General features: G+C 61.3%; 20 protein-coding genes and 3 tRNA genes. 12 read left to right on the forward strand and 11 right to left on the reverse strand.

Annotated elements, in window-relative coordinates; translation table 11 throughout:
- A partial coding sequence (gene tuf, locus NKH70_RS29025) for an elongation factor Tu (protein ID WP_353026737.1) occupies positions 1-928 on the reverse strand: 928 nt, incomplete at its 3' end.
- Between the two features lie 271 nt (positions 929-1,199).
- Here tuf and NKH70_RS29030 point away from each other — a divergent pair.
- The 4 genes from NKH70_RS29030 (at position 1,200) to NKH70_RS29045 (ending at position 3,329) form a co-directional block, all read left to right on the forward strand.
- Positions 1,200-2,087 (forward strand): DMT family transporter, encoded by an 888-nt coding sequence (locus NKH70_RS29030; RefSeq protein WP_352915874.1) that lies wholly within the window; start codon positions 1,200-1,202, stop codon positions 2,085-2,087.
- Positions 2,088-2,120: 33 nt separating this feature from the next.
- The gene (locus tag NKH70_RS29035; protein ID WP_352720817.1) at positions 2,121-2,570 is read left to right on the forward strand and encodes a GFA family protein; all 450 of its coding nucleotides are present in this window, start codon (positions 2,121-2,123) and stop codon (positions 2,568-2,570) included.
- 104 nt (positions 2,571-2,674) lie between these two features.
- Positions 2,675-2,962 carry a peptidoglycan recognition protein family protein gene (locus tag NKH70_RS29040; RefSeq protein ID WP_352915877.1) on the forward strand — a complete coding sequence of 96 codons (288 nt, stop codon included), beginning with the start codon at positions 2,675-2,677 and terminating at the stop codon, positions 2,960-2,962.
- 133 nt (positions 2,963-3,095) lie between these two features.
- Positions 3,096-3,329 carry a hypothetical protein gene (locus tag NKH70_RS29045; RefSeq protein ID WP_352720815.1) on the forward strand — a complete coding sequence of 78 codons (234 nt, stop codon included), beginning with the start codon at positions 3,096-3,098 and terminating at the stop codon, positions 3,327-3,329.
- A 45-nt stretch (positions 3,330-3,374) separates the two neighbouring features.
- Here NKH70_RS29045 and NKH70_RS29050 read toward each other — a convergent pair whose 3' ends face one another.
- Complete coding sequence (locus NKH70_RS29050) at positions 3,375-3,632, reverse strand: GlsB/YeaQ/YmgE family stress response membrane protein (RefSeq protein ID WP_023717513.1); 258 nt, start codon at positions 3,630-3,632, stop codon at positions 3,375-3,377.
- A 159-nt stretch (positions 3,633-3,791) separates the two neighbouring features.
- On the opposite strand from NKH70_RS29050, the gene NKH70_RS29055 reads away from it, so the two are divergent.
- A complete protein-coding gene (locus NKH70_RS29055) occupies positions 3,792-4,259 on the forward strand; it encodes a YidB family protein (protein WP_352720813.1) in 468 nt (155 codons plus the stop codon).
- A 178-nt stretch (positions 4,260-4,437) separates the two neighbouring features.
- Here the strand turns inward: NKH70_RS29055 and NKH70_RS29060 are convergent.
- Together NKH70_RS29060 and NKH70_RS29065 are read right to left on the reverse strand one after the other, a co-directional pair.
- Positions 4,438-4,511 (reverse strand) — tRNA-Gly (locus NKH70_RS29060).
- Positions 4,512-4,578: 67 nt separating this feature from the next.
- A tRNA-Tyr gene (locus NKH70_RS29065) sits at positions 4,579-4,663 on the reverse strand.
- A 202-nt stretch (positions 4,664-4,865) separates the two neighbouring features.
- Here NKH70_RS29065 and NKH70_RS29070 point away from each other — a divergent pair.
- Positions 4,866-5,717, forward strand: a complete 852-nt coding sequence (locus NKH70_RS29070; protein ID WP_352720811.1) for a TrmH family RNA methyltransferase — start codon at positions 4,866-4,868, stop codon at positions 5,715-5,717.
- A 102-nt stretch (positions 5,718-5,819) separates the two neighbouring features.
- Here NKH70_RS29070 and NKH70_RS29075 read toward each other — a convergent pair whose 3' ends face one another.
- The 3 genes from NKH70_RS29075 to gcl form a co-directional block, all read right to left on the reverse strand.
- Complete coding sequence (locus NKH70_RS29075; RefSeq protein ID WP_353026741.1) at positions 5,820-6,707, reverse strand: 2-hydroxy-3-oxopropionate reductase; 888 nt, start codon at positions 6,705-6,707, stop codon at positions 5,820-5,822.
- Positions 6,708-6,942: 235 nt separating this feature from the next.
- A complete protein-coding gene (gene hyi / locus NKH70_RS29080) occupies positions 6,943-7,740 on the reverse strand; it encodes a hydroxypyruvate isomerase (RefSeq protein ID WP_352720809.1) in 798 nt (265 codons plus the stop codon).
- A 14-nt stretch (positions 7,741-7,754) separates the two neighbouring features.
- Positions 7,755-9,536, reverse strand: coding sequence for a glyoxylate carboligase (gene gcl, locus NKH70_RS29085; protein ID WP_353026743.1), 1,782 nt, complete (start codon positions 9,534-9,536; stop codon positions 7,755-7,757).
- 203 nt (positions 9,537-9,739) lie between these two features.
- On the opposite strand from gcl, the gene bhcR reads away from it, so the two are divergent.
- Positions 9,740-10,597, forward strand: coding sequence for an HTH-type transcriptional regulator BhcR (gene bhcR / locus NKH70_RS29090; protein ID WP_352720806.1), 858 nt, complete (start codon positions 9,740-9,742; stop codon positions 10,595-10,597).
- 40 nt (positions 10,598-10,637) lie between these two features.
- On the opposite strand, the gene NKH70_RS29095 is transcribed toward bhcR, so the two are convergent.
- The 3 genes from NKH70_RS29095 to NKH70_RS29105 all read right to left on the reverse strand — a co-directional run bounded on the left by NKH70_RS29095 (position 10,638) and on the right by NKH70_RS29105 (position 12,125).
- Positions 10,638-10,994: a hypothetical protein gene (locus NKH70_RS29095; protein WP_292665071.1), complete on the reverse strand. Its 357-nt coding sequence runs from the start codon at positions 10,992-10,994 to the stop codon at positions 10,638-10,640.
- Between the two features lie 477 nt (positions 10,995-11,471).
- Positions 11,472-11,771 carry a BA14K family protein gene (locus NKH70_RS29100; RefSeq protein ID WP_352724701.1) on the reverse strand — a complete coding sequence of 100 codons (300 nt, stop codon included), beginning with the start codon at positions 11,769-11,771 and terminating at the stop codon, positions 11,472-11,474.
- 186 nt (positions 11,772-11,957) lie between these two features.
- Complete coding sequence (locus tag NKH70_RS29105) at positions 11,958-12,125, reverse strand: hypothetical protein (protein ID WP_352720803.1); 168 nt, start codon at positions 12,123-12,125, stop codon at positions 11,958-11,960.
- 158 nt (positions 12,126-12,283) lie between these two features.
- On the opposite strand from NKH70_RS29105, the gene NKH70_RS29110 reads away from it, so the two are divergent.
- The 4 genes from NKH70_RS29110 to NKH70_RS29125 all read left to right on the forward strand — a co-directional run bounded on the left by NKH70_RS29110 (position 12,284) and on the right by NKH70_RS29125 (position 13,994).
- Positions 12,284-12,359, forward strand: a tRNA-Thr gene (locus NKH70_RS29110).
- Positions 12,360-12,512: 153 nt separating this feature from the next.
- Positions 12,513-12,752 carry a hypothetical protein gene (locus tag NKH70_RS29115; protein WP_352720801.1) on the forward strand — a complete coding sequence of 80 codons (240 nt, stop codon included), beginning with the start codon at positions 12,513-12,515 and terminating at the stop codon, positions 12,750-12,752.
- A gap of 275 nt (positions 12,753-13,027) precedes the next feature.
- Entirely contained in the window at positions 13,028-13,225 is a 198-nt protein-coding gene (locus NKH70_RS29120) for a hypothetical protein (protein WP_352496180.1), read from the forward strand.
- 130 nt (positions 13,226-13,355) lie between these two features.
- Positions 13,356-13,994, forward strand: a complete 639-nt coding sequence (locus NKH70_RS29125; RefSeq protein ID WP_352720799.1) for a cupin domain-containing protein — start codon at positions 13,356-13,358, stop codon at positions 13,992-13,994.
- A 64-nt stretch (positions 13,995-14,058) separates the two neighbouring features.
- On the opposite strand, the gene NKH70_RS29130 is transcribed toward NKH70_RS29125, so the two are convergent.
- Complete coding sequence (locus tag NKH70_RS29130; RefSeq protein WP_352720797.1) at positions 14,059-14,625, reverse strand: DUF2569 family protein; 567 nt, start codon at positions 14,623-14,625, stop codon at positions 14,059-14,061.
- A gap of 138 nt (positions 14,626-14,763) precedes the next feature.
- Here NKH70_RS29130 and NKH70_RS29135 point away from each other — a divergent pair, with 138 nt between their 5' ends.
- On the forward strand, positions 14,764-14,964 hold the full coding sequence (locus NKH70_RS29135; protein ID WP_023679908.1) for a DUF2905 domain-containing protein: 201 nt from the start codon (positions 14,764-14,766) through the stop codon (positions 14,962-14,964).
- Positions 14,965-14,977: the final 13 nt, after the last annotated feature.

Consider the following 14,977-nt stretch of genomic DNA (forward strand, 5'->3'; position numbering starts at 1 on the left):
TCAGGATATAGGCTTCGGCAACGAACTTCTTGTGCGGCTTGACGGTGCCGGGCTTGGCCAGGACCTGGCCGCGCTCGACGCCTTCACGGTCGACACCGCGCAACAGCGCGCCGATGTTGTCGCCGGCCTGGCCCTGGTCGAGCAGCTTGCGGAACATCTCGACGCCCGTGCAGGTCGTCTTGGTGGTCGGACGGATGCCGACGATCTCCAGCTCCTCGCCGACCTTGACGACGCCGCGCTCGACGCGGCCGGTCACCACCGTGCCGCGGCCCGAGATCGAGAACACGTCCTCGATCGGCATCAGGAACGGCTTGTCGAGCGGACGAACCGGCGTCGGGATGTAGGCATCGACCGCAGCCATCAATTCGCGGATGGCGTCCTCGCCGATCTTCTTGTCAGAATCTTCAAGTGCGGCAAGCGCCGAACCCTTGACGATCGGAATGTCGTCGCCGGGGAACTCGTTCTTGGTCAAAAGCTCGCGCACCTCCAGCTCGACCAGCTCGAGCAGCTCGGCGTCGTCGACCTGGTCGACCTTGTTCAAAAACACCACGATCGAGGGCACGCCGACCTGGCGGGCCAAAAGGATGTGCTCGCGGGTCTGCGGCATCGGGCCGTCGGCGGCCGACACCACCAGGATCGCACCGTCCATCTGCGCAGCACCGGTGATCATGTTCTTCACATAGTCGGCGTGGCCGGGGCAGTCGACATGGGCATAGTGGCGGTTGGCGGTCTCGTATTCGACATGCGCCGTCGAAATGGTGATGCCGCGCGCCTTCTCTTCCGGCGCCGCATCGATCTGGTCGTAGCGCTTGTATTCGCCAAAATACTTGGTGATCGCCGCCGTCAGCGACGTCTTGCCATGGTCGACGTGACCAATCGTGCCAATGTTCACATGAGGCTTAGTGCGCTCGAATTTACCTTTTGCCATAGTCTCTTTCCTTGGACGGCCTAGGGACGGCCTGGACCTTCAGTTCAGTCGAATGCGGGGCGATTAGCGACTAAGGCCGAAAAACACAAGTGCCTTGTCGCCGAGCGCGCTCGCCCGCCCGAACGCGTGATCCGGTTTCGGAGAATGTGGCGCGGATATAGGAACGAACAAGGGCAAATGGAATGGTTACGGCGGCGGCTGACGGCTTTGACGGATTTACAGCCGGATCTGGCCCATTGCCGCTCTGGCGCCGGTCTGATTTCGTGGGCCGATGCATTTCATCCCGACTGCCATACGAGGCCCGCTGTTCATGGTCGTTTCGACCGGGTCCTACATCGTCAACGACACGATGATGAAGCTCGCAACCGCGGGACTGCCGCCCTATGAGGTGCTGTTCCTGCGCGGCGCTGCGGCAACATTGTGGGGCATTCCGCTGCTGTTCATGCTGGGCTATGGCAAGCAGATCCCGCTGATCCTAGACGCCAAGGTTTTGCGCAGGAACCTGCTCGAGCTGGGTGCTATCCTTTGCTACGTGGTGGCGCTCGCCAACATGCAGATCGCCGACTCGACCGCGCTCGGGCAGATCACGCCCTTGCTGATGCTGGTCGGCTCCTCGATGCTGTTTGGCGAACGGATCGGCGGGGTACGCCTGGCGCTGATCGGGCTCGGCTTTGTCGGCGCGGTGATGGTGGCACAACCGACAATGCAAGGGATTTCGGTCTACGCCCTGCTGGCGCTAGGCAATGCAGCCCTGTCCGCGGCGCGCGATCTGGCCGGACGCAAGGTCGCCGCCGACGTGCCGGGAATGGTCGTGGCTATTTCCGCGGTGATTGTGGTGCTCGCGGGCGCCGGCGTTGCGCATCTGGTTTCCGAGCAGTGGGTGGTGCCTGGGACCGGTCACCTGCTGCTGATGGGCGGCGCCGGACTGTTCCTGATCTTCGGCCACTTCTTCATCTTCATGGCCTATCGCGTCGGGCCGACCAGCGTGGTGGCGCCGTTCTACTATTGCTTTACCGTCTGGGCGGTGATTTCAGGCCTGGTGGTATTCCGGCAGCTCCCGAATGCGCTGGCCATCTGCGGCATCCTGCTGGTGGTGGCCAGCGGGTTGACCATCGTCTCGCTCGACGAGCGCAAGCGCCGGTTGACCGTCGTCGCTTGAAACTGAAATCGGCCTGCACAATGGGAGGAGCGCGTGGCAAGCCCGGATGACAACCAGAATTCACGCAACCGCACGCTCGCCGGAAAGTGCCTGTGCGGCGCCGTTCAGTACGCGGTGGCGGACGCGTTCATCTATGCCGCGAACTGCCACTGCTCGAACTGCCGGCGCACCACCGGCTCGGCCTTCAAGCCATTCGCCGGCATCGAGCGCGACAGGCTGAGCCTGGCGACGGGCGAGGACAATCTCATGATCTTCGGCGACGAAACCGGCCATGATGCGCACTGCAAGACTTGCGGCTCGTTGCTCTATTCGGTGGTCCGCGACGGTGCCTTCGTGCATGTCGCCATGGGAAGCCTCGTCGACGAGCCGACCATCCGCCCGACGCAGCACATCTTCGTCGGCTCCAAGGCAAAGTGGTTCACGATCACCGACGATCTGCCGCAATATGAAGAACACGCGGTCGCCGGAGATGCCGGCGAATAGCTGACCGTTAGAAACGCTCAACCAAATTATCGTTTCGTTTTCGCGTGCGCCGCCAAGCAAACTATACTGTGCTCCGTCACTGAACTTATGTCGCGGAGATTTCTGTGGCATTGCCGCCCGACTGGTTGCCCAATGTTGCGATGAGGCGCGTCATTTGCCATTGGACGGCAGGCTCGCATTCGGCCGGCGATACCGACAGGGATGCGTATCACATACTGGTCGAGGGGAATGGCCGTCTGGTCAGGGGCCGGCCTTCGATCGCACTCAATTCGGGCCGGGTAAAACCGGGATATGCCGCGCACACGCTCAACTGCAACGGCGGCTCGATCGGGGTTTCGCTCTGCTGCATGGCCGGGAGGAAAGGCCGTTCGATGCCGGCCGCTATCCGATGACCAGGGCGCAGTGGGACGCGATGACCGCGGTTGTCGCCGAACTCTGCAAATATTACCGCATCAAGGTCACGTCCAAAACGGTGCTCTCGCATGCCGAGGTCGAGAGCAATCTCGGCATAGAACAACGCGGAAAATGGGATTCACCCGGCTGCCCTTCGATCCGACGATCAGCGGCGCAAGCGCCTGTGGCGAACGGCTGCGCCGCGACGTGACGGCGGCAATGGGCTTGATGCCAAATCTGCCGGTGAGGATTGGGCGCGATGCGGCATGGCAGCGACTGCTCGAGGAATTATGGCCGATCATGGTGAGAGGGCTGGAAGCCGGCCTCAACACGCTGATCCGCGAAATCCTCAAAAGGATCAGATAGGCGGTCGGCATTCGGGTGAATGCCGACGCAACTGCCGAACGGCTTCTACAGAGCCCTCTTGCCGCTGAACTGGTGATAGGCCCACAGGACAACCACGGCACCGACAACGGCTACGATCAGGCTGTAGATGTTGAGCCCGGTAACGCCCGACGCACCAAACGCACTGAAGATGAGCCCGCCGACGATAGCCCCGACAATCCCGAGCACGATGTCGAGCACAAGGCCTTGCCCGCTTTTATTGACAATCTTGCTGCCTATGAAGCCGGCGATGACGCCGAGAATAATCCAGCTTAATATTGACATTTTTCCTCTCCGTTCCCCGCGCTCGATTACTTCCACATTATTAAGCAAAGCTCAAGCCAACTTGAAAATCATGATTACGGAAAGCTCAAACCGGCTTGAAATTCGCCATGAATGCGTCATTGTCGGGGACGGACGGGCAATTTGACATGGAGATCCACAATGGGACTGTTTGACAATGCCGTTCCCGGCGGCAACGTCGCCAAGCCGCTGATGATCGCGCTCGGTGCACTTTTGGTGGGAAAAATGCTGAGCGGTGGAAGTTCCGCCCAGCCGGAGGCAGCGCAAAGCCCTGCCCCCGTCCCGCCTGATGCAACCGCATCCGCCGACGGCGGACTGCTCGGCGGTCTGGGCGGCCTGCTCGACAAACTGAAGGACGCCGGCCACGGCAACGTCGTCAATTCGTGGGTCGGCACCGGTCAGAACCAGCCGATCAACCCCAGCGATCTGGGCAGTGCTCTCGGGCCACAAATCATCCAGGAGATCGCCCAAAGGACGGGCCTGAACCAGCAGGAATTGCTCCAGCAATTGTCCGCGGCCTTGCCCGGGCTTGTCGACCAGCTGACGCCGAAAGGGCAAGTGCCGCAGCAGAACCAACTCGCGTCCATATTCAGCAAATTCGCGAGCTGACGCCTGTCGCCCAATGCCGCCTGCGGGTTGGGACAACGATATGCGTAAAACACAGATTAGAGTTCGTCGCGCGTCCGTTTGGACGCGCAACGAATACTTTGAACTATCGGCAAAGCGCTTCGCTTGGCGCTGCCTGCTTCGGGATCGTGCGCGAGGGACGCGGCGGCTGCGGGAAATCTGGAGCGGGTAGCGGGAATCGAACCCGCATATTCAGCTTGGAAGGCTGCTGCTCTACCACTGAGCTATACCCGCGCCTTTCAGTCAAGCGTCGGATCCGCTCCGACGCTCGCTCTGCGTTTCAGGGCTTCCGGGCCGGCAGTGGTGGAGAGGGTTGGATTTGAACCAACGTAGGCATAGCCAACGGATTTACAGTCCGTCCCCTTTAACCACTCGGGCACCTCTCCAGTCTGCCGCCGGAGCCATGCAACGAGGCATCGACGCGTCGCGGCCGCCAAAGCAGCCCTTCCGCGAAGCGCCTTATGGCGGCAGCGCCCAAAACTGTCAACCGCAACAGCCCGGCAAAAAGCGCTGAATCTCACGCCTCGCCCGACAAGCAGCTTCTGCGGCTGTATCCATGGCCGGACGACACGGCTATAGAAGCCGGCCATGAGCAACGATAACAAGTCCAAGACCCCGAAAGACACCCACTACGCCAAGCTGCGCCGCGCGCATCGCGACGAGAAGAGCGGCGGCGCGCCGTCGTTCAGGCCACGCCAGCCGGTGCCGGCCGGCGAGAACCCGGCGGATGGACTGGTGCGGCTCTACGGGCTGCACACGGTGCGGGCGGCGCTCGACAATCCGCGTCGCAAGATCAAAAAAATGCTGGTGACGCGCAACGCTGCCGAGCGGCTGGCAATCGCCGATCTCGGTGCTTTGGCCTTCAAGGCGGAACTGGTCGAGCCCAGGGACATCGACAAGGTCACCGGCTCCGATGCTGTGCACCAGGGTGTGCTGATCGAGGCCGAGCCGCTGAAACCGAAGCGGCTCGATGCGCTTGGCGACGCCAGGCTGGTGCTGGTGCTCGACCAGATCACCGATCCGCACAACGTCGGCGCGATCCTGCGCTCGGCGGTGGCCTTCGGCGCCGGCGCGCTGATCACCACGGCGCGCCACAGCCCGCAGGAATCCGGCGTACTGGCGAAGTCGGCCTCCGGTGCGCTGGAGCACATCGATCAGATCGAGGTGAAGAACCTCGCCGACGCGCTCGGCCAACTGCACGAGGCCGGATTCCAGACGATAGGGCTGGATTCGGACGGTCCGGCGGAGCTCGAAAAGAGTTTTTCGGGAGAAAAGATCGCATTGGTGCTGGGCGCCGAGGGCAAAGGCCTGCGCCAGAAAACGCGCGAAACGGTGACGACGCTTGCCCGGCTCGACATGCCCGGCGCCATCCGCTCCCTCAATGTGTCGAACGCGGCGGCGGTGGCGCTTTATGCGGCAAGGAAATTTTTGAAAGAGTGAATGGTGAATGGTGAATGGTGAATGGTGAGACTGCACGTAAGTCGTGACCAATTCACTATCAACTACTCACCTATCTGCTACTGACTACCTACCCACCATTCACTATTCACCCACTTCACATCCCGCCATCCGCTCCAGCGCTCGAACAAGCGCCGAATGATCTTCCTTAGCCCCACCATTCGCCGCGCAAGAATTGAACAATTGCTGCGTGGTCGAGGTGTTGGGCAGCGCCACGCCGAGGGCTTTCGCGCCTTCCAGCGCGAGATTGAGATCCTTCTGGTGAAGTTCGATGCGGAAGCCCGGCGCGAAGCTGCGCTTGATCATGCGCTCGCCGTGCACTTCGAGAATGCGCGAGGCGGCGAGCCCGCCCATCAGCGCTTGCCTGACCTTGGCCGGATCGGCGCCGGCTTTTGAAGCAAAGACAAGCGCTTCGGCGACGGCCTCGATGGTCAGCGCGACCACGATCTGATTGGCGACCTTGGTTGTCTGGCCGACGCCGTTCGGTCCGACCAGCGTGATGTTCTTGCCCAACTTCTCGAAGATGGGCCTGGCGCGTTCCAAGGCTTTTTCCTCGCCGCCGACCATGATGGTCAGCGACGCTGCCTTGGCGCCGACCTCGCCGCCCGACACCGGCGCATCGAGATAGTCGCAGCCGAGATCGTTGATCTTTTTTGCGAATTCCTTGGTCTCGATCGGCGAGATCGAGCTCATGTCGATGACCAGCTTGCCTCTTGTCAGCCCGGACGCGACGCCGTTTTCGCCGAACAGCACGTCGGCCACCTGCGGCGTATCCGGAACCATGGTGATGACAATGTCGGCCGTTTTCGCGACGGCGCTGTGGCCAGAGACGATCTTCAGACCCTTGTCGACGAGATCGGCCGGCGGTTTCGAGCGGTGGTCGCTGGCGAAGACTTGATAGCCGGCGTCGAGCAGATGCCCCGCCATCGGCGCGCCCATGATGCCGAGGCCGATGAAGCCGATGGTTTCCATGGTAGTTCTCCGTTCTTGTTAAGGCGGCGTTCCTGCGCGCCCCCCTCTGGCCTGCCGGCCATCTCCCCCACGAGTGAGGAGATCGGCAGTTCCCGCGCCGGCCCTCCCGACCTCGAAAATTGGCGAAAGCGGCGGTGACATCCAATCTCCCTCCTTGTGGGGGAGATGCCAAGTTTTGGCAAAGAGGGCAGGCCAGAGGGGGGCGCGAGGGAACGCGACGTGCGACACGTAGCGTCTACGCCGCCGCACTCCCCTGCCCGGCCGCGTCCCGAAACCACCCCAACCCGGCTTCCGTTCCGCCCTTTGCCTTGTATTCTGCGCCGACCCAGCCGGAATAGCCGATGCGGTCGATGTGGTTGTAGAGGAAGGGAAAATTGATCTCGCCCGTCCCCGGCTCATGGCGGCCGGGATTGTCCGCAAGCTGGATATGTGCGATGCGGCTGAGGTTTGCCTCTATGGTACGGGCGAGATCCCCCTCCATGATCTGCATGTGATAGATGTCGTATTGCAGGAACAGGTTCTTCGAGCCGACGCGGTCGATCAGCGCCAGGGCCTGATGCGAGTAATTCAGGAAAAAACCCGGAATGTCGCGGGTGTTGATCGGTTCGATCAGCAGCCTGATGCCGGCCTGCTCCAGCTTTTCGGCCGCGAAAGCCAGATTTTCGGCGAAGACGTCTTCCAGCACGGAGCGATCGACGCCCTGCGGCGCGATGCCGGCGAGGCAATTGACCTGTTCGCAGCCCAGCGCGTGCGCATAGGTGACGACCTTGGCAATGCCTTGCCGGAACTCCGGCACGCGGTCCGGCAGGATCGCAATGCCGCGCTCGCCCTTGGCCCAGTCGCCGGCAGGCAGGTTGAACAGGACCTGCGTCAGCCCGTTCTTCTTCAACCTGGCCGCGACCACATCCGGCGCATGGTCATAGGGGCCGATATACTCGACGCCCTTGAAGCCGGCGCGGGCGGCGGCATCGAAGCGGTCGAGGAAGTTATGCTCGGGAAAGAGCATCGAAAGATTGGCTGAAAACCGTGGCATTCTTCTTCTCCCAGTCAGTCCAGCATGACGATCGCCGTGGGGGCATCTTCGTGATGCTCGGCAAGTTCCTCGAATTCGGTGATCTTGTCGATTTCGGTACCCATCGAAACATTGGTGACGCGCTCGAGGATGAATTCGAGCACCACCGGAACCTGGTGCTCGTTCATCAGCTGCTGCGCCTCTTCGAAGGCACCGGCGAATTCCTCCGGCCGGCGCACCCGGACCGCCTTGCAGCCCATCGCCTCGGCAACGGCGACGTGCTCGACGCCGTAGCCCGCCTCAGGTTCGTCTTTCCGGTTGACGTTCTCGAAGGCCAGGCTGACCTCGAAATCCATCGAAAAGCCGCGCTGTGCCTGGCGGATCAGGCCGAGATAGGCATTGTTCACCACGACATGGATGTAGGGCAATTTGTGCTGTGCGCCGGCCGCCAGTTCCTCGATCATGAACTGGAAATCATAGTCGCCGGACAGCGCGACAATGGTGCGGTCCGGATCGGCGGCGCGAACGCCGAGTGCTGCCGGCAATGTCCAGCCGAGCGGCCCGGCCTGGCCGCAATTGATCCAGTTGCGCGGCTTGTAGACATGCAGGAACTGCGCCCCGGCGATCTGCGACAGGCCGATCGTGGTGACATAGGTGGTGTCGCGGCCGAACGCCTTGTTCATCTCCTCGTAGACGCGCTGCGGCTTCAGCGGCACCTGCTCGAAATGGGTCTTGCGCTTCATTGTCTTCTTGCGCTGCCGGCATTCGCCGGCCCAGCCCGACCAGTCGCGCAATTTTCCGGCCGTCCTCCATTCGGTGGCGACGTCTAGCAGCATTTTAAGCGCCGCACCGGCATCCGAGACGACGCCAAGGTCCGGCGCGAAGACCCGGCCGATCTGCGTCGGCTCGATATCGACGTGGATGAACTTCTTGCCTTTGGTGTAGACGTCGACCGAACCGGTGTGGCGGTTGGCCCAGCGGTTGCCGATGCCGAAGACGAAATCGGCTTCGAGCATCGTCGCGTTGCCGTAGCGGTGCGAGGTCTGCAGGCCGCACATGCCGGCCATCAGACGGTGGTCGTCGGGGATCGCGCCCCAACCCATCAGTGTCGGGATGACAGGCACGCCGGTGACTTCGGCGAATTCGATCAACAGGTCCGACGCATCGGCGTTGATGATACCGCCGCCGGCGACGATGACAGGCTTTTCCGCTGCGTTCAGCATCGTCAACGCCTTCTCGGCCTGAGCGCGCGACATTGCTGGCTTGAACGGCACCAGCGGCTCATAGGCATCAATGTCGAACTCGATCTCGGCCAGTTGCACATCGACCGGCAGATCGATCAGCACCGGCCCCGGCCGCGACGAGCGCATCAGATGGAACGCTTTCTGCAGCGCCATCGGCACCAGATAGGGCTCCATGACGGTGACCGCCCATTTGGCGACGGGTGCAGCGATGGCGGCGATGTCGACGGCCTGAAAATCTTCCTTGTTGAGACGCGCGCGCGGCGCCTGCCCGGTAATGCAGAGGATCGGGATAGAATCGGCAGCGGCCGAATAGAGACCGGTGATCATGTCGGTGCCGGCGGGACCCGAAGTGCCGATGCACAGCCCGATATTGCCCGACCTGGCGCGGGTAAACCCTTCGGCCATATGCGAGGCTGCCTCGACATGACGCGCAAGGATGTGGCGGATACTGCCCCTCGCCTTCAGCGCCGAATAGAGCGGGTTGATCGCAGCACCCGGCACGCCGAAGGCACAGGAGATGCCTTCCTTTTCGAGAACGAGAACCGCTGCGTCGACTGCGCGCATCCTGGCCATGTCAGCCTCCACGGAATTGTTGATAGCCGATGATGCCACCGCACCAACGATTTCTCAATTTTTTCAGAATATTTTTTCATTTCTAGAAAACGGCTCTTGTGGATTGAATTGATTTGGCTTTCTGTTTTCCACGAATTCACTTCGCAAAGCGGTGAAAAACTTTTCCATTGCCTATTTGGGCAAACAGAGCGAAGAACGGCCCGATGGAAACCACCGAAAAACGCCAGCGCGGCCGGCCGCGCGCCTTCAACGGGCCGTCCGAGGCCGCTTCGGTGCAGTCGCTGGACCGGGCGCTGCGCATCCTGGCAATCGTGGCCGATGGCAGCGGCCTGTCGCTGAGCGAGATCGCCGCCAGTTCCGGTCTGCCAGCATCCACCGCCTACCGCATGCTGACGACGCTGGAGAACCATGGCATGGTCGAGTTCGACGGCACCGACCAGCTGTGGTCGATCGGCGTCGAGACCTATCGCATGGGCGCGGCGTTCCTGCGCCGCCGCAAGCTGGTCGACCGCGCCCGTATCGTCATGCAGGAATTGATGGAGAAGACCGGCGAGACCGCCAATCTCGGCGTCGCCGAGGACGATTGCGTCGTCTTCGTCAGCCAGGTCGAGACCCATCAGGCGATCCGCGCCTTCTTCCGGCCAGGCACGCGCAGCTCCTTCCATGCCTCGGGTATCGGCAAGGCGGTGCTGGCGCATCTCGAGCCGGAACGCGTCGCCACCATCCTGCGCCGGGCCGGGCTGGAGCGCTTCACTGAAAACACGCTGTCCGACATCTCGGCTCTCGCCCGCGACCTGGTGACGATCAAATTGCGCGGCTGGTCGGTCGACGACGAGGAGCGGCATCCGGGTATGCGCTGCGTCGCCGCCGCCATCTTCAACGAATTCGGCGAGCCGATCGGCGGCGTTTCGGTCTCCGGGCCGACGGTGCGGGTCACGCCGGAACGGCTAGCCGAGATCGGCCCGCTGGTGCGCGATGCAGCTGCAGAGGTGACGAGGATGATCGGCGGCCTGCCGACCCGTCCCGGCCTTGGCAGCGAACCGAGCGCATGGCAGCGCTGACCAGCGCCGAATGGTGCGACATCAGCCAGGATGGCCAAAGCTAGGCCCCGGGCACCGCGCTCTTGGTCGATAGGTCGTAGAAATCAAGCAGCATCGCCAGCCCAACTCCGCAGGCGGTGAAGATGAGGCCGGCAATGAAGATACGATTGGCGCGTTCAAGAACGCGCCGTTGTAGAGACGTTAAGTCGAGCAGCAACCGCAGCGCTCGTATCTGCAGGGCAATGCCGATCAAAATCGGCACGACTGCGGCCAGGTGATAGATTTCCCATGGTATCGGGTTGGCGGCCCAATGCGTGATGAAGCCCAACGAGAACGCCAGCAGGATGCCGACGGTGGTGATTGTGCCGTTGCGGAAAACCGTCTCGATCGGCTCTTCGTTCGGATCGTGCTCGCCCAAGCGCCCTCTCCCTGTTTCGGCTCGGCAGTAGATTAGGCTGTCGGGAAATCGCTGTACATCCGGCAAGAGCCGAACGGCGGGATAAGGCAGTCTTCAGTGTTGGCGGTTGGCGAAAGCCGTTCGGCAATCCAATCTCCCCCCTTGCGGGGGAGATGTCCGGCAGGACAGAGGGGGGTGGGAAGGATCGCCGGCTTCGATGTTTAGCCACTCCAACTGGGAATTGGCTTAGGACTTGACTGTCATCTATTGACAGGTAGTGCGGGACAGCACCCCCCTGTGCCCTGCCGGGCATCTCCCCCGCAAGGGGGGAGATTGGCAGTTTCATCGACGGCGCCCAATTCGAAAATGATGCGCTATGCCGACAGTGGCGGTCGACCATTCGAATAGGAGCCCAGACACACAGAAAATGGGGCAGTGGGGTGCCCCTTCTTCCGGTGCCTGAAACGGTCACCTCCTCTCAAGCTGGCATAGTGGCTCTCAAAGCCGGCAGCGATGGCGATAACCGTCGTAGCCGACATAGGTGTCCGAGTACGGGTCGTAGCTCTGGTAGCGATTGAGGCAGCGCCGGACGTGCCAGGAGCCGCCGTCTTCCTCGATATAGACGGTGCGCGGCTGGGCCAGCGCGCTGCCGAGCAGGAAGCCGCCGACACCTGCGGCAATACCGATGCCGAGGTGCTTGTGCTTGTGATGGGCGGCTGAAGGCTGAACCGTGCCGACCAGCATGGCGGCGGCGACAGTGGTGGCGACGAGGCCGGAAACGATGGTGCGCTTGAACATGACGATCTCCTTGTTGTGGGAGGCGATCCAACCGCCCCTTGACCATCAGTCGTCGCAACAAGGAAAAAGGTTCGAAGATCTTTTTGGATTTTTTCTCGACGGGGGAAATCGCCCGGTCTGATGCTGTCAGCCGCGCGACCACGAACGGTCGCGCCGTCGACAGTTCACCGGAACAATCGGCAGGCCTCAGCCCATGCCGGTGATATGGCGAAGCCAGAAGGCGAGCGCGATGAAGCCGATGATGGTGGTGACGCCGGTCCAGTCGATATTGGCGCGCTTCAGATCCTTGATGAGCTTCACCAGGAGAAGCCAGGTCACGACGACGAGCGGGAGAATGATGACAAACCTGATCATGCGACAGCCTCGCTGATGCGATTGCACCTTCGATCAATATAGGGAGCGAATTGGCCGTTTTCAGGACGCCCTGGCGGCAGAACCGGCGCGTTCGCCGGGAACCGAAAAACGGAGTTTTGTCTTTACTGGCGCAACAAATATGCTAACCGAGGCGCCGTGCCCTTGTAGCTCAGCTGGTAGAGCAGCGGTTTTGTAAACCGAAGGTCGGCGGTTCGATCCCGTCCGGGGGCACCAGCACGGGCTTCTTGAGACCTCCGGGGCGCCTGATATCTGCTCATCCCCGATATCCACAGGCCGGGGCCGTCAGGATCGGTAGCACATCAGCTTCAACGCATATATTCCCTAGCGGAAACCATAGTTCCCTAGCGGAAAACCTAGGAGTCTTCGTTGGAGCAGAGACGCACGACTACCCCCTTCGTCAGCGGCATGTTTGGTGGCGTTGTCGTCTTCGCCTTCGCCTTCGGCTTCCGTTTCCTGATAAGTCCCGATCCTGATCCTGCATCAAGAGCAACGACAAGTCTTTCGGTACTGGCCTTCGCCATTTGTTTCGGCGCGGCATTCCTTCGCGAGCATCGACGCCAGATTGCCGCCGCCCGAGAATTTCTAAGCCGCCCAAGAACGTATTAGGCCCCACGCGTTCCCGACCGTCCCCCCTCGGCGAACCACAAATTTTGCGTGAGTTGCCGGCTTAATCTGACATCAGATTGCGCTTTGGCGTCTCATACCAGGAGATCCCTAGCCTATTCGTGTCTTGCGCTTACAGGGCGGTCATTTCGGCCGCTCTCCGGGCTCCGGGCCATTTAACAGCATTCGATTAAATTGCTCCTGTGTATATTAGCACTCGCTCAATTAAGCGCGCCGACAATGGCCGTGCGGCGGGCCAAAAACCAAAGGGTGTTGTCATGCGAAGCGATTTCGCCGCGGCGCGAGAGCTTTTGGAGTGCGCACAAAACCGCCTCTGCGGCGCGGATGAAACGAGCCGACGCGTCAACGAGGCCCTCGACGCGCTGATTGAAGAAATAGCCATCGCGGAATTCCGCAAGGCGCCACTGACGGTCGTGCCGTTTCCACGAGCGCGCCCGCCTAAGCATATCCGGTAGAGCGCCGGTCGCGCCCGTGTCGACGGAGCCGGCGCAAGAATTTCACAATCGCCCGTTCGAGCGTCGTTGAACGACCAACCCTTTAACCGTAACCTTGCCGGCAGCGGTGCTCTGAACCCGGAGCTGATCCATGTCACGTTGTGGAGATGTCTACGAGAACAAGGTGACCGGCGAATATGCAGTCATCCTGCGTGGCACCGAAGACCGCGGCCAGGGACCTGGCATCGCTCATCTGACCGCCCGGCCGGGAGCCGCAGTGGTGGGCGAGCACTTCCACCCGAACCTGACAGAACGGTTTACCGTCCTCGGCGGCCGGCTCGACGCCTGCATCGGCGGGAAGACTTTGTCTCTGGGGCCTGGCCAATCCGCCACGGTCGAAGCGGGCGTCGCACATGATTGGTGGAACAGCAGCAAAACCGAAGAAGCGCATGTGCTGGTCGAAGTCGATCGGGCGCCAGGTGCGGAAGATGTCGACCCGAACCGTTTCGAGCTGCTGATTGGCATGCTCTTCGGCCTGGCCAATGCCGGCAAGGTGGACAGAAAAGGCAGACCTTCGCCGCTTCAGGCGGCAGTCATCGCCAGGGAATTTGCCGACGTGATCGTCTTCACGCACCCGCCACCTTCGATTCAGCAAGTGGCGCTGGCGATCCTAGCGCCACTCGGCCATCTGCTCGGCTATCGCGCGATCGACCCGGACTACTGCAAGCCGCACGGGCATGTCACGCCGGCTCCTGAAATCCTCGCTAGAGCAGGCCTAGTAGCCGGATGATCCGGGTCCATATTGGGCGCCCGGCATTTTTGTCGGCAGCCATACATAGGACTCGCGGCAAGCTCTATGAAGCACTCGCGACCTGACCGGATATGGCGACCCGGTCGAACGTGTTTCTCACCCTGACCGACTTGTAGACGTAGGCGACCCAGATGCCGGTCAAGACAAAAGAAACTGCGGGCATTACCAGCGCATGCCCTGCAAGCACCAAGCTCACAGGAGCGCTCATAACCGCTGAGATCCATACCGCGTCCAGAATAAACACGATTGGTATTGCAAACCACTGATACAGGAATAGCTGCTTGAAGCGGTAACTCCGCAGCAGCATCGCAAAGAGCACAACCACCTGGAACACCGCAAACGCCAGCAAGAGGGCAATCTCTCCGTAGACCGCCAAAGTGCCATTCGGGAGCGTCATGAGCTGTCGGTAGCCTTCACTCGATGAGCCCAATGAGACGAGCGTGCGTAGCGGAGAGAAAGCCTGAAGGATCGCCAGCAGCATAAGCCAGCCTCCGAAACCTACGAGAGCCGAAGTATCCTGTAATGGCTTTGCGGCTGACCGAACGGCAAAGAAAACAGGCACGCCGATCAGCAGCAGCACTATAGCCCAATGCCAGATGGAAATCTGCATCCAATCCCTCCTTGATGCCCTTTTAGGTTGTAACAGATTTCAACCTCAACTCAAGAGGCAACATCGAGAGGAAGCGCTGCTTGCAGACCCGTCAACACTAGATTTCTGGCATGATACTATTTCCGGCAGGATGCAGCCATGTCGCGAACTCTGATCGTCGTTGGTCTCAGCATAGTCGCCATAGGCCTGCTGTGGCCTTGGTTGGCCCGGACCGGCCTTGGCAGGCTGCCCGGCGATATCGTGATCGAGCGTGAGAACTTCAGGCTTTATGTCCCCATCACCACGGGGATACTGGTCAGCATCGTGCTCTCGGCCATTCTATGGCTGATCAACCGTTAGGCGATGCTCCGGC

Source organism: Mesorhizobium sp. M0991 (genome assembly GCF_040318915.1).
Classification (GTDB): Bacteria; Pseudomonadota; Alphaproteobacteria; order Rhizobiales; family Rhizobiaceae; genus Mesorhizobium.